The sequence below is a fragment of the Vibrio sp. 10N.222.47.A9 genome (assembly GCF_963872585.1).
GTDB lineage: Bacteria > Pseudomonadota > Gammaproteobacteria > Enterobacterales > Vibrionaceae > Vibrio > Vibrio splendidus.
Genome location: NZ_CAWNBB010000046.1, coordinates 1 through 13,026 on the forward strand (window position 1 = coordinate 1; position 13,026 = coordinate 13,026).

General features: G+C 41.0%; 13 protein-coding genes. 12 read left to right on the top strand and 1 reads right to left on the bottom strand.

Features of this window, described 5'->3' with window-relative positions; genetic code table 11:
* The first annotated feature begins 583 nt into the window (after positions 1 to 583).
* The 10 genes from AACT19_RS13850 (at position 584) to AACT19_RS13895 (ending at position 10,414) form a co-directional block, all read left to right on the top strand.
* Entirely contained in the window at positions 584 to 1,108 is a 525-nt protein-coding gene (locus AACT19_RS13850) for a hypothetical protein (RefSeq protein ID WP_181360074.1), read from the top strand.
* Between the two features lie 77 nt (positions 1,109 to 1,185).
* Entirely contained in the window at positions 1,186 to 1,683 is a 498-nt protein-coding gene (locus tag AACT19_RS13855; protein ID WP_017080976.1) for a hypothetical protein, read from the top strand.
* 89 nt (positions 1,684 to 1,772) lie between these two features.
* Positions 1,773 to 2,498, top strand: coding sequence for a molecular chaperone (locus AACT19_RS13860; RefSeq protein ID WP_029222589.1), 726 nt, complete (start codon positions 1,773 to 1,775; stop codon positions 2,496 to 2,498).
* 2 nt (positions 2,499 to 2,500) lie between these two features.
* Positions 2,501 to 3,187: a hypothetical protein gene (locus AACT19_RS13865; RefSeq protein ID WP_076646774.1), complete on the top strand. Its 687-nt coding sequence runs from the start codon at positions 2,501 to 2,503 to the stop codon at positions 3,185 to 3,187.
* A 91-nt stretch (positions 3,188 to 3,278) separates the two neighbouring features.
* Positions 3,279 to 5,663 carry a fimbria/pilus outer membrane usher protein gene (locus AACT19_RS13870; RefSeq protein WP_076646944.1) on the top strand — a complete coding sequence of 795 codons (2,385 nt, stop codon included), beginning with the start codon at positions 3,279 to 3,281 and terminating at the stop codon, positions 5,661 to 5,663.
* The gene (locus AACT19_RS13875; protein WP_076646776.1) at positions 5,653 to 6,534 is read left to right on the top strand and encodes a hypothetical protein; all 882 of its coding nucleotides are present in this window, start codon (positions 5,653 to 5,655) and stop codon (positions 6,532 to 6,534) included. Before AACT19_RS13870 ends, AACT19_RS13875 begins: the two co-directional genes overlap by 11 nt.
* Positions 6,535 to 6,628: 94 nt before the next feature.
* Entirely contained in the window at positions 6,629 to 7,312 is a 684-nt protein-coding gene (locus AACT19_RS13880; RefSeq protein ID WP_004731200.1) for a response regulator transcription factor, read from the top strand.
* A gap of 374 nt (positions 7,313 to 7,686) precedes the next feature.
* A complete protein-coding gene (locus AACT19_RS13885; protein WP_017086873.1) occupies positions 7,687 to 8,001 on the top strand; it encodes a c-type cytochrome in 315 nt (104 codons plus the stop codon).
* Between the two features lie 167 nt (positions 8,002 to 8,168).
* Positions 8,169 to 9,104: a ribosome biogenesis GTPase YlqF gene (gene ylqF / locus AACT19_RS13890; RefSeq protein ID WP_004731276.1), complete on the top strand. Its 936-nt coding sequence runs from the start codon at positions 8,169 to 8,171 to the stop codon at positions 9,102 to 9,104.
* Positions 9,105 to 9,388: 284 nt separating this feature from the next.
* Positions 9,389 to 10,414 carry a GGDEF domain-containing protein gene (locus AACT19_RS13895; RefSeq protein ID WP_076646778.1) on the top strand — a complete coding sequence of 342 codons (1,026 nt, stop codon included), beginning with the start codon at positions 9,389 to 9,391 and terminating at the stop codon, positions 10,412 to 10,414.
* Positions 10,415 to 10,583: 169 nt separating this feature from the next.
* On the opposite strand, the gene AACT19_RS13900 is transcribed toward AACT19_RS13895, so the two are convergent.
* Positions 10,584 to 11,129 (bottom strand): GNAT family N-acetyltransferase, encoded by a 546-nt coding sequence (locus tag AACT19_RS13900; protein ID WP_004731280.1) that lies wholly within the window; start codon positions 11,127 to 11,129, stop codon positions 10,584 to 10,586.
* A 166-nt stretch (positions 11,130 to 11,295) separates the two neighbouring features.
* Here AACT19_RS13900 and AACT19_RS13905 point away from each other — a divergent pair, with 166 nt between their 5' ends.
* Together AACT19_RS13905 and AACT19_RS13910 are read left to right on the top strand one after the other, a co-directional pair.
* Complete coding sequence (locus AACT19_RS13905; protein WP_076646780.1) at positions 11,296 to 12,438, top strand: acyl-CoA desaturase; 1,143 nt, start codon at positions 11,296 to 11,298, stop codon at positions 12,436 to 12,438.
* A gap of 237 nt (positions 12,439 to 12,675) precedes the next feature.
* The gene (locus tag AACT19_RS13910; protein ID WP_076646782.1) at positions 12,676 to 12,966 is read left to right on the top strand and encodes a putative quinol monooxygenase; all 291 of its coding nucleotides are present in this window, start codon (positions 12,676 to 12,678) and stop codon (positions 12,964 to 12,966) included.
* The last annotated feature ends 60 nt before the right edge of the window (positions 12,967 to 13,026 follow it).

Consider the following 13,026-nt stretch of genomic DNA (forward strand, 5'->3'; position numbering starts at 1 on the left):
AATTACGCAACAAAGCCCATTTATACATTAAATTATTGTTTAAGCTGGAGTTACATTAATGGCTTATCAGCACTGTGTTGTCACTAAAGGAAAATGACTTAGTCATAATAGATTCAAGTTTTTAATCACCACACATACGATAATTAAAACTAGAACAAATGAATTCTAATAGATTCTTGTAAAGAACTAATTTCAATAAAGAAATAATAGATAGTCGCTCTCCATTATTAAAATTCAGAATCGATACAATCAACTTGTAAATTAAATAATCAAATTAGTATTTTCGTTAATAATGCTGTCACATTCATGATGACAGTAACCCATCAAAACCCCAAAACACACGTGTAGACCATAGTCCTATTTTAATCAATTAAATAAAAAATCTCCGCCAATATTAGTATTGAGAAAAACCAACCTATCTAATTGAATATTAAATTATTCTCTAATAATTTCGCTTCTACCTCTCAGCTTAAAATCATACTAAAACTCATACTTCTCCTAAATAATAAACTTTTTTTACTACTTCACCATTTTTTAAAGCACTTATAGTTTTGAAAGTTAAGCAACAAGTTACATTCAATCAGTGAGAGGTGGAATTATGGTTAGAGTATTTCGGATTCTTCATAACTTCATCGTCTCCGTGTTAATTTTTAGTATGTCACTTTCATTCTATGCTAGCGCTAACAACTTAACGTTAGGAATTAGTGGTCAGATCAAAGATCGATGCGAAATAAACTTTTTCTCTGGCAACATTATGAATTTTACGGAACACCGTGATGTGCAATCGCTGCCTTTTAATATGTATTGTAACCGTCCGTTGGGTATAACGATCAACTCAAAATATGGAGGCTTAAAATATCAACACCAAGGGGTTGATATTATTGAGAGTTACAATTTGTCATTACAAATAGACGAAATTCGTCTTTATGAAAGTAGGCACAGCAGCCAACTTACTTCGCCGGTAATGATAAACAGTTCTGGTGTTATTCCTTTCGCTCAACATGGGAGCCTTAGGGTAGCACTCGAAAATAGCTTGCGTTTCGCAGGTTATTATCAAGACGTTATTGAGATCGAAGTTTACCCTTCGATTCATAGCGTGACAAAGTGAAAACTCTGCAATGTATCTGCAGAACAACAAACGCTCAGCAGTATTCGAGCCAATCATTTAAGATAAAGGAATTTCTAATGAAAAAGCTAACACTCTACGCAGCAACAGTCACTGCTATTTTTGGTGCTCAAGTCCAAGCCGCTCCTGGTGATGTCCAGTTAGTTGGTTTTGTTTCACCTGTATGTGAAGTTACTGGTCTTTCAACGCAACTGATGGACTTTGGTAACGTCTCTCAAATTCAAAACCTTTCTGTTAGTGGTCTTAACATGAAGTGTAATGACGTCGATGGTGCAACTGTGACACTGACAAGTGCTGAAGGTGGTCTAGAGTCAGACGATAGCGAAGACTACGCTCTTACCTACGATGCAACATTTAATCCTTCAGGTTTAGCTCCTTTCACGCTTAATGCACCAGGGGGCCCAGGTCTAAATGACGTTTCAGTCAGTAATTCTTATGGCGGTTCTGGAGCATTAGCGACAGGTGTTGCCGCATCTATTGATATTGTGACGACAGAAACCTCCCCATGGGCAGGTGGCTACTCAGATACATTAACCGTAAATATCACCTCAAATTAGAGGTTAATAAGTCGGGGGCTATTATTTGGCCTCCAACTTAATCTCGATATCAATATCAACGACATAAGTTTAATTTGGAGCTCTTCGCTATGTATAAATGGATCATGCATAAATGGATCGTTCTTTTCCTATTGTCATTCACTTGTCTGTCCGCTCATGCGTTCAAAGTCGAACCGATGTCTATGGAAATGACACCGCTTGGCAAAAGAGCTCAAATGACCATGAGGGTTGAAAATTCTTCAACCGAACCACTCACGGTTGAATTGTCTCCAGTATTTATGACCATGAACGAATATGGAAAAGAGACCACGACGCCTGCAGATGACGAGCTATTAGTGATACCGGTGACCGCAATAATAGAACCTGGACGATCGCAATCCATTATGGTGCGGTATTTGGGCGATCCTTCCATCACAGAATCTAAAGCGTATCGCATTGCTGTTAAGCAAGTAAAAGTTCAAAGAGCGAGCAGTAATCAAGGGCAAGTAAGTCTTTTACTTCAGTTTAATACGCTTATCAACGTACGACCTCAGAACACAGCTTCCCAGCTAGAAATTAAAAGCATCGAGCAAAATGACAAAAAGAACAAATGGGTTCTGGAAGTACTTAACAGTGGTAATAGTTATGGTCGATTAACCAATACAACATGGAAGATATCTGATGGTAAAAATTCAACCTATTTAAAAGGCGTAGAAATCGCTAAACGTATTCCGGGTACTTTGGTCCTTCCCTACTCCACTCGCTTTTTCGAAATGCAGCCTCTTAAAAATTATGACGTGAACACCCTGTCGATTGAAATAGAGCAGGATCAATAGCAATGAGACGTTATATCTTGGGTGGGCTCATTTATTGCTTTCTGTGTGCACAAACGTTTGGCATAACATTGTTTCCAACCGTCATCGAGCTCAACACAGATCACCGGGCAACATCGCAACTGGTCGTAACTAACAATTCAACACAAGCTCTCCCACTCGAAGCTAACGTTCGTCGTTTGAACTTCTTATCTGATGGCACGTTCCAAACATCAGATCTATCGAGTGAAGAGATGTTTGTGTTTCCACCAGCCGCAATCTTGGCACCCGGTACACGCCAAGTATTCCGCATACAGTGGTTGGGAGACCGATCACTCGAAACCTCCCAGAGTTACTTCGTTCGCTTCAGTACCGTGAATATTGGCCAGAACAACGCGAGAATAGACAAACCCATCGGCTTAACAACCGGTATCAATTTACAAGTTCACTACAATGCGTTGTTACACATTCACTCATCCTCTTTAGAGCCTGACGTGAAATTACACATAGATGAACAAGGTAAACTGACACTCACTAATTCTGGGTCGCGATTTACCTATACATCGTTACTTCATTTTACGGGGCTCGAATCTCAGAGCCAAAAAGTACATGCGGCTTTAGGTGAGCAGTTTATTCCACCACGCTCCACTATTACTTTCCCTTCTTCTTTAAATTACTTACCAATGGGCACTTACCATGGGCATGAAAACTGAAACCCATCACAAGATGTGGCAAGTTTTGTATGTCTTGGGATTAGTACTTTTTTATTGTGCCGCCTTAAGCCCTGCAGCTTGGGGTCAAGAAATGGTCTTGAACCCGACAGGACGAGATATTCAACTTACCTCTTTGTTAAGGATAAGTGACACCATACTTGGGGAAGCGGACATTATCATTACTGCAAACAATGAAATCTTGTTACCGAAGGAAAGTACGCTTTCTCTCCTTTCGTCCGTCGTAACTCAAGAAGGTATTGGGAAACTCACTGACACAACAGACGATAAGATGCTGTCCCAGCACCATTTTGAGAGCGTAGGACTGGGCCTTAGTTTCGATTTCTCTTCATTAGAATGCATCGTGACGGTACCGCCTGAATTTAGCTTAACCCAGCAATTGTCTATGAACGGTGCAGATGATTTTTATAACTATGCCGAGCCAAGTTTGCTTAGTGGATACGTTAACTTTGCCCTTTCGGCTAATGAGAGCCAATATGTCGATCAGAATTCGTCAAGGCAGGACCTCTATCGCAGTCAGTTTGACTCAGCACTTAACATTGGTTTTCTAAACTTTGAATATGAATCCTATTTAGAAAACAGTTCATCACAAGATTCGCGATACGTAAGAGAAGGATCTCGTCTTAATGTTGACTTTGCAGAACAAGGCACACGACTTGTACTCGGCGATATGTACAACAGTGGTCAATCTTTTCAGGACAGCACCGACATACTTGGTATTGGCTTAACTCGAGATTTCACACTCATTCCAACCAGAAATGCACGACCACGGGCCAATCAATCATTCACACTTCAAAGAGCTTCAAATGTCGATGTCTATATAGATGGGATTGCAGTTCAGCGATTAACGCTAGGCGCCGGTAGCTATAACCTTAGTGACATACCTCTAGCGCAAGGTAGCAATGATATTGTACTCGTCATCACCGACCGCTCCGGGAATGAAGAACGCATCGAGTTCTCTGTTGCGACCGGGAACGACTTGCTCAATAGCGGTGAGTTTGAATATAGCGTCATGTATGGAGCGCCTTCTGAATTACAAAATGGACAACTAGAATACCTAACCAACGAGCGTATTTTCCATGGTTATGTCGATGTGGGTATTAATCCTTGGTTAACGTTAGGTACCAACTTCCAAACCCGTGAAGATCTTTACCAATATGGTGCTACCGCGTTATTCGCTTCTACATGGGGCGTCACTGAACTCAATGCTTCGCGTAGCGAACACCCTACATTTGGAACTGGCGACGCTTACAAACTTGCGTTCGATGCGGAATTTTCCAATACGAATACGCTGTCCCCACAGCTGAGTGTGAGCTATGAATATCTGACCAACAATTTTGCTGGGGTCTCAGGGTTTGATGCTTCCGATATCGATATCAACTTAACCACCCATTATGTATCTGCATTCAGCTCTATTTACCTTGGTCAGTCTTTACGTGCAGCCATGACCCTCAATTATCGCTCGGGAGTAGACAAAGAAAGCGATTATTGGCTGATTAGCCCGAGTTTATCGGACGGACTGTTTGATACCCCCGCCACCTGGAGTGCACGCGTTAACTATCGGCATAACGCAACCGAAGACGATGATATCAGCACTACTGTCACCATAAGCTGGCCTCTTAGTCGACAAACTCGTGTTGTCGGTCGTTACACCACAGAGCTTAATGAAGCCGCCTTAGATTACAGCTATCAGAATAATATTGGTAACACAGGGGGGATGTCGGCGTTTGCGAGTGTCATTACTAACGAAGAAACGGATGCCGATATGGATGCTGGGATTAACTACACGGCTAACCGTTATGAATTAAACGCGACCCACGCTTCGCGGCTTGAAGACATTAGTGGTGAAACACGAAATCACAGTACTGATGTGACGATAAGTAGTGCCCTTGCTTTTGCAGGTTCATCTGTGACGCTCGGCAGACCAGTGCGCGAAGCATTTGCTATTGTTAGCAAGCACGAAAGCCTCGCAAAAAATGACGTGGCTGTCGACCCAACAAAAGATGGTGAGTACGCACGCGTTTACCTTAAAGGAGATGCAAGTGCCATGGTTCCTGACCTTGTTGCTTATAATGGCCAAGTAGTCGGTTACGAGGTCGATAACTTGCCACCAGGGTATGACTTAGGCGATGGTGCTTTTTGGATTAAGCCTGGTTATAAACGGGGATTCCAGCTACAGATCGGATCTGATGCTGTATTAACTGTTATTGGCAAGCTATTCGATCGTCAAAGTAACAACCCTATTTCACTTGTCGCTGGTGTAGCACATTACCTTGGTGAGGCAAAACAGTTGCCGATTGACTTCTTTACCAATCGTAACGGCATATTCGCAATCTCTGGATTAAAGCCGGGAAAATATCAATTGGTACTCGACACTAAAGAACAAGAATCAGTCATCATTACCCTCAGTGAACGCAGTGACAACTTGATAAGACTAGGAGATGTTTATGTGGAATAAACAAGTTCTTTGGGGAGCCTTGATCCTCATCGCCATAAGCCATGTACCTTCGGCATTGGCGTGTGAAGCCAGTGCCTTGGCGATTCAACCCGTCTCATCGAAATCACAATATGATGTTTTCAGCGCAGGAACGTTCGCAACAATAAACACTTACCGTATAGATGCGATCATAATAGGTGAACCCTGCAAATTATACTTAATTTTACAACTTAACGATACCAGTCGATCGTTAAAAGGGGTAAACCAAGCAAAACTCGACTTTGAATGGAGTGGGCAGATTGGTATATCAGTGGCTAATCAATGGCACTTATCATTAACCGAAAACCAACCTTCGGCAACGATACAAATGCGTTTCCCAAGTAAACAATGGTTAGCGTCAGGAACCTATCGAGGCTTATTGGAAGTCTCGCCTTCTTATACCTCAGATAGTAAACAAATAGAAATTAGCCCTAGTTCACTCCCGGTATCTGTTAACGTTCCGCCTGCTGCAAAAATTCATTTTTATGGATTGACCCAACAACATTATGACCTTGATCTAGGGACTTTATATTCCAACAAGGTTATTCGTTCCGCACCTAACCTATGGGTTCAAAGCAACACAGCTTATACCATCGTATTGGAATCATCCCATCAAGGAATGCTACGTCATGAATCTAATGAGGCAAAATGGGACATTCCATACCAACTTTCCCTCGAAAACGACAGAGTAAACCTTGAACAACTTGACGCAAGAATTCAACGTCTTTCCGCTACGATTGGTCAGCCTATTCCTTTGAGTTTTGTCATCGGTGAAACAGAGAACAAACCAGGAGGACAATATGACGATACATTACAAATTTCTATCGAACCCCAACTTTCACAACAACCATAATTATGTAATTATATAAAAAGTGAGATATGCAACTCAATTATATAAAATCCATCATCATACAATCAAACGTGATTTTTCAGTTTCGGAGTAAATTATGTATGAAAATAAAAATAATTTAAAGCACATACTCCTGGTAGGTGACAACGGTATTAACAACCAGTTTATTCAACGAGAAATAGGGAAATACAGTGATTTTTCTTTTAGCAGAGAATGTATTTTAAGCATTGAGCGCTCTCGTAATCATAAAACGTTCGATGTCGTTCTCATTAGCTACTTACTCTTGGAAAATATCGAAGATATCAACATCATCTTATCAAAAATAGAGTCCAGTAAATGGGTAGTCTATGACGTTCCCTCAGATATTACCGGACAGAGTATTACCGTAATGCAGCTATTCAACCTGTTTAATATAAAGGGGATGATTTATCAAGATGCTCCTATTGAACACCTTACACGTTGTTTAAAAACAGTATGTGATGACGATCTATGGTTACCTAGAAAGTTAATGTCACATATTTTATCCAATGCGTGCTCTTATACTTTCAAGTCTCAGGTAATACTGTCTAATCTGACGAAAAGAGAGGCTCAGATATTTAAACGAGTTGTCAGAGGAGATTCAAATCTAGAGATATCAAGCGAACTATTTATTTCAGAAAGTACGGTAAAAACGCACGTATACAACATATACAAAAAAATAAATGTCACTAATAGAAAAGAAGCGATAAGAAAAGCACATTTTATCAATAGTTTAGAGACTATTATACAACCAGACATATAGTTGAAATTATGAACATAAATATAAAAATTCCGATTGCAGTTCTTTTTCAAACAGACGTATTAGAATTTAAGCCCTTGAAAGGTGACCTGATATTATTCAGTTCCTCATAGAATCACTGTCAGGGCAATAAACGAAGTTTAAATCGAATCGTCTGTAGTTTAATCACACTTTAAAAAGTAGAAAAACATCCCGCCCTCTAAAATACGAGTCGAACTTGTCAACTCTCGGAAACACCACTTCTGCAGCCCCTCTACTTACCTATCAGAGCAAAAAGTACGCTTTAACTGTTAACACCATTAGCATCTATAGCAATTCAGACTTGAGCTTCCCCTTAGGGTAAGCCTTATTGTTATGTTTTTAACTGGAGTAAAAACATGACTTATCAATCCTTCGCTTTACTATTACTCACTCTTTCCCCTAGCCTTCATGCCTCTGATTTTGGCGATCCTGAACTGGGTAAAATGAAATCACCAAGTTGCGTTTTCTGTCATAGCCCCACGGGTGAAACAAGTAACACTGATTACCCCAAACTTTCGGGTCAAGATTCAACTTACCTCTATAACACGATGAAAGCTTACCAAAGCGGAGATAGACAAGGCGCTTACGCAGAAATGATGCGAGCTCAGCTCAGTAAGCTCGATGATCAAGACTTGAGAGATATAGCGGCTTTTTATGCTTCGCAACATTAGCGGCTCCCACTTTTATTAGAGCAATCATCAACTGAATAAACATCACCACTTCGCCTATACTTCAAGCAAACTCAATGAACTCATTGAAGGTCGGGATAGATATACCTTTACACGTATCATCCAACCCTTACAATGTGCAGCAAATATATTTATCAAGGTTTATCTCTATGTCTATTCAATGGTTTCCGGGTCACATGCATAAAGCCCGCAAAGAAATCGAAGAAGTTATCCCACAGGTTGATGTGATCATCGAAGTACTGGACGCTCGTATCCCGTTCAGTAGTGAAAACCCAATGATCTCTTCACTGCGCGGCGATAAGCCTTGTGTAAAAGTGTTGAACAAGCGCGACCTTGCTGATCCTGAGCTTACTGAACGTTGGATTGAGCACTTCGAGAAAGAGCAAGGCGTTAAAGCGATTGCCATTACCACCAGCGTAAAAGAAGAAGTTAACCACGTGATGGAGCTAGTACGTAAACTGGCACCGCACCGTGAGCAAATGGGCAAGAATATTCGAACAATGATTATGGGTATCCCTAACGTGGGTAAATCGACCATTATCAACTGTTTGGCTGGACGTACGATTGCGGTAACGGGCAACCAACCTGCGGTAACTCGTCGCCAACAACGTATCAACCTGCAAAACGGCGTGATCCTTTCAGATACTCCTGGGATCCTTTGGCCTAAAGTAGAAAACCCACACAGCGGCTTCCGTTTAGCTGCGACTGGTGCGGTAAAAGATACAGCAATGGAATACGACGAAGTGGCATTCTACACAGTAGAATACCTAGCAAAGCAGTACCCTCACCTACTGCAGGAACGCTACCAAATTGAAGAGCTGCCAGAGTCTGACATCGAATTGATGGAAGCGATTGGTCGTAAGCGTGGTGCACTTCGTGCAGGTGGTCATATAGACATTCACAAATGTTCGGAAATCCTTCTTCATGAACTTCGCAGTGGTACTTTAGGTAAAGTAACGCTAGAACTACCAGAGATGATCACCAAAGAGTTGGTTGAAGTAGAAGAAGCGGCTGCACTGAAAGCTGAACAACAGATTAAGAAGAAAGAAGAACGTCGTAAGCGTTACTTAAAGAACAAGCGCTAATCGCTATGAGTTTTTGTTAATCTCCATTAGTTTCTGTTAACCACTCTTACACCAGTCTCTAAGATATTCACGTTCTACCGATAATAGAGCGTGAATATTGCCTTGTACCGTTTGTTGATCTAGCCAACATACTGACAAATCTATAGAAATGGTCATTTACAATCCCAAAGGCTGTGACATACTACGCAAATTATTGTGTATTCATTTCGGCTAGTTTCTCAATGCGCTCTTATTCTGGGTTCAAGAATCAAAGATTTAAAACCTATTTCGATAATGAAATTTATTTGCCGTACATAAATTTTATCTACATCCCGATCTCAATATTCTGTGCTTTCATTGTTACCGACTACATTCACTTTGGTACAGAGTGTGTAACACCTATCATTTTCCGAGTCTTACTTTTTCTATTGATGATGGCTGTCGCCAGATACTGCATTACAAATAAACCCAACGCTTTAGAACTCATAGAAAGTACCTTCCTTGTAATTAGCGCGCTTTTCTTGGTCTATGTCGGCCGACTCGCTATCGATCTGAGTAATTTCGATTACCAAGGCGGCATCATTCTCGTCATGATCTACATCGGAACCTTTTCAAGACTGTCTGTTAAATACAGCATCTCTACGCTGTCATTTATCTTTTTGGCTTATCTCATTGGCCTTGCCCCTCAGCTTTATGAAGCAGAGCCTAGTCACGAAATAGAAACCATTTCCGTATACGCTTCAGCTTATATTCTTATTGCAGCTTCTTGTTTAAGACGAGATTTCGAAGTGCATAAACGCTTCACTCAATCCGAACAGCTTCGTAAACAAGCAATACAACTCCGCAAGCAATCTAATATGTTTGAAGCCCTTTCTTATCAAGATGCGCTAACGGGTTGCTACAACCGCCTTTATCTTCATCAGGTGATCGAACCAAGCATAGACCGTCAGTTATCCATTACATCGATCATGATAGATATTGATCATTTCAAATCGATTAACGACACCTACGGCCACCAAATGGGTGATATGGTGATCAAAGAACTGGCCGATGAGATTCAAAAAAGACTACCAACCAGTAGTAACTGCTTTCGATACGGCGGTGAAGAGTTTTTGGTGATGGTCCAAGGAGAAACTGAGGCTTCAATTGAATCGCTAGTTAACTCCCTATTAGAATCTCCTTCTCTCCTTCGGTTAGAAGTAACGATTTCAATCGGTGTGAAACATGCGTCACAGGCTCTCGGCTCTGTCGAACAACTTATCGACGATGCCGATCAAGCACTCTATATTTCGAAGAAGAGCGGTAGAAATAAGATCACATGGAGTGATTAATCGCCCAGTATTTTACGCGCCTTAGCGATTCATTATAACGACCATTAATCCAATCAAAAAAGCCCCGAACAATTGAATGCTCGGGGCTTTTGTCTTTGTTCTTGTGCTTTAAAATAGCTTCGTTAAGAACCTGCTACTCAGCAAACAACCAGTACTCAACAAGAATCTACTAAGAATACACAACGCTCGCTGTTTTCTGTTCAAGTTCAACGGGAGAGCTCCAAGAAATCACTTTTTCATTCACTTGGCTGCCACATGGTGCGTTCCAAACTTGCTCTAGTTCTTCTTTGCCACCAATCGCCTGATAAAAAGCAATCGCTTGGTGGTTCTCAGACATCACCTCTAGGTAAAGCCCCGAATCAGAATAGTATTGCTGCAACCACTTTGACAATTCAGACAATAGACGCTTGCCAACACCACGACCGTGGTAATTATTGTCTACGTGTAACGCATCAATGAACGTACCACGTTCAAAGTTGTGATTACCAAACGCGCAGACGAAACCAACCAGTAAACCGCCTTCTTCAAGCAATAAAACATGTTGGTTGAAAGGAGGATTAATCAAACGAGTCTGCCAAATAACAGATCTGTCCTCCAAAACATCATTTTCTAGGTAATCATCAGCAAGAATGCCACGGTAATATAGCTTCCAGCTATCCGCGTGTAATTGGGCAATCCGCTCATAATCTTTATATTCAGCTACCTTAATTTCCATTTATTAGCCCTTAGTACTTCCATTTATGACTTGCTACTACATTTCACACTACCTTTATACAATATTTAAGCAAAACATACTAATACACGTTTACACTTTCAATATTGACTTACACGTGTACGCTGATATTCTAGCGAACAGATGTAAGCTCAATGGAAATTTACTAATGAATAGTGCCGAAAAACCATCAACAAAAAAGCCACCACTAATCTGGCTCAATATTTTTGTATTCTCTTTTAGCATGCTGTTAGCTGTTGTCGCGGCTCCCGTTTATGGCTACTTTTTTGGCTATGGTATGGAGCACTGGATATGGCTAGCGATCTGTTTTACGTTCTGTAACCTTTCTATCACGACGGGTTATCACCGCTTATGGTCACACAAAGCATTTGAAGCGCATTCAAGCCTAAGATTTCTATTTGCATTAGGTGGCGCATTTGCTCTACAAAACAGCGCGCTACACTGGTCTTCTGATCACCGTGTGCACCACAAGCATGTCGATAACAACGACAAAGACCCATACTCAGCAAAGCGTGGCTTTTGGTATTCGCACATCGGCTGGATGATTCGTAATTACAACACTGCAATGTACACAGATTACGAAAATTGTCGCGACCTGAAAAAAGATAAGATTGTTATGTGGCAGCACAAGCATTACGTTTTATTGGCACTACTTATGAACTTCGGTGTTCCAATCGCATTAGGTGTAATTTACGGTGACGTGCTTGGCATGTTGTTAATTGTGGGTGCAGTTCGTTTGGTCCTCAACCACCACACCACATTCTTCATTAACTCTCTTGCTCACATCTGGGGTAGCCAACCTTTTACCGATAAAAATACAGCGCGTGACAACGGTGTGCTAGCGGTACTAACTTTTGGCGAAGGCTACCACAACTTCCACCACATCTTTGAGAACGACTACCGTAACGGCATCTACTGGTGGCAATACGATCCAACAAAATGGTTGATTAAGAGTGCTTCTTTAATGGGCTTAGCAAGCAAGCTTAAGAAAACACCACAAGCTCGTATTGAAAAGGCCGAAGCATCAATGTTATTAAAGCGCACGCAGCAAAAAATCATGCACCGTGCCGATAAGCAACAAATCGCGGAAAAACTTCAACAAGAGTTCGATGCGCTTGTATCAAACATGAACGAATACTACGAAGTCAAAAAGCAGCTAATTGAAAGTAAACGCGAAGACGTTGTGAAAAAGTACGAACACTCAGTACTTAAGGTTCGTTACCAACAAATCAAAATGAATTTTGAACAGCAGAAGAAAAATTGGGCGATGACAGTGGAACGATATGCTTAAAGTAAAGCAATACGCTTAACACCCCAATAACAACACTGTTTGATTTTTAGACGAAAGCCTTCATTTTGCTATGGGGGGCTTTTTTATGAGCGTAACTTACTCGCCACCAGCTTTAGGCTTTCAACTTGAATTGTGGATACCAAGAACCATAGTTATTGGATCCCATAACTCTTTTTTCTATCTGAATTTATACTTATATTACTTGCACTTATTGAGTGGAACTCCGAGGAATAAAGAATGAGCAAGCTAACTATTATTGCAACAATCGTCTCTAAAGAAGATAAGATTGAGTTAGTTAAATCAGAGATGATTAAATTGATCGATAAAACCCGTGTTGAAGATGGTTGTATAAATTACGATCTGCACCAAGATAACAGTAACCCTGCTCACTTCGTTTTTCATGAGAACTGGGAGTCTGAAGCTCATCTAGAGAAACACTTAGCGAGCCAACACATCGCCGAGTACATGGCTGCGACTGAAAACTGTATTGAAACCTTTGTGCTTAATAAAATGACGCACATTGCCTAACCAGTCACTCAGTACTGATTCAATAAAAAAAACTGCTCTCAACGCAGGGTTTGTCTTTTC

What these genes read in the sequence shown, in the direction of transcription:
- AACT19_RS13855 (WP_017080976.1), top strand. Translation starts at nt 1,186, where the DNA reads ATGAAAAAGCTAACACTCTACGCAGCAACAGTCACTGCTATTTTTGGT.
- AACT19_RS13860 (WP_029222589.1), top strand. Translation starts at nt 1,773, where the DNA reads ATGTATAAATGGATCATGCATAAATGGATCGTTCTTTTCCTATTGTCA.
- AACT19_RS13865 (WP_076646774.1), top strand. Translation starts at nt 2,501, where the DNA reads ATGAGACGTTATATCTTGGGTGGGCTCATTTATTGCTTTCTGTGTGCA.
- AACT19_RS13870 (WP_076646944.1), top strand. Translation starts at nt 3,279, where the DNA reads ATGGTCTTGAACCCGACAGGACGAGATATTCAACTTACCTCTTTGTTA.
- AACT19_RS13875 (WP_076646776.1), top strand. Translation starts at nt 5,653, where the DNA reads ATGTGGAATAAACAAGTTCTTTGGGGAGCCTTGATCCTCATCGCCATA.
- AACT19_RS13880 (WP_004731200.1), top strand. Translation starts at nt 6,629, where the DNA reads ATGTATGAAAATAAAAATAATTTAAAGCACATACTCCTGGTAGGTGAC.
- AACT19_RS13885 (WP_017086873.1), top strand. Translation starts at nt 7,687, where the DNA reads ATGACTTATCAATCCTTCGCTTTACTATTACTCACTCTTTCCCCTAGC.
- ylqF (WP_004731276.1), top strand. Translation starts at nt 8,169, where the DNA reads ATGTCTATTCAATGGTTTCCGGGTCACATGCATAAAGCCCGCAAAGAA.
- AACT19_RS13900 (WP_004731280.1), bottom strand. Translation starts at nt 11,129, where the DNA reads ATGGAAATTAAGGTAGCTGAATATAAAGATTATGAGCGGATTGCCCAA.
- AACT19_RS13905 (WP_076646780.1), top strand. Translation starts at nt 11,296, where the DNA reads ATGAATAGTGCCGAAAAACCATCAACAAAAAAGCCACCACTAATCTGG.
- AACT19_RS13910 (WP_076646782.1), top strand. Translation starts at nt 12,676, where the DNA reads ATGAGCAAGCTAACTATTATTGCAACAATCGTCTCTAAAGAAGATAAG.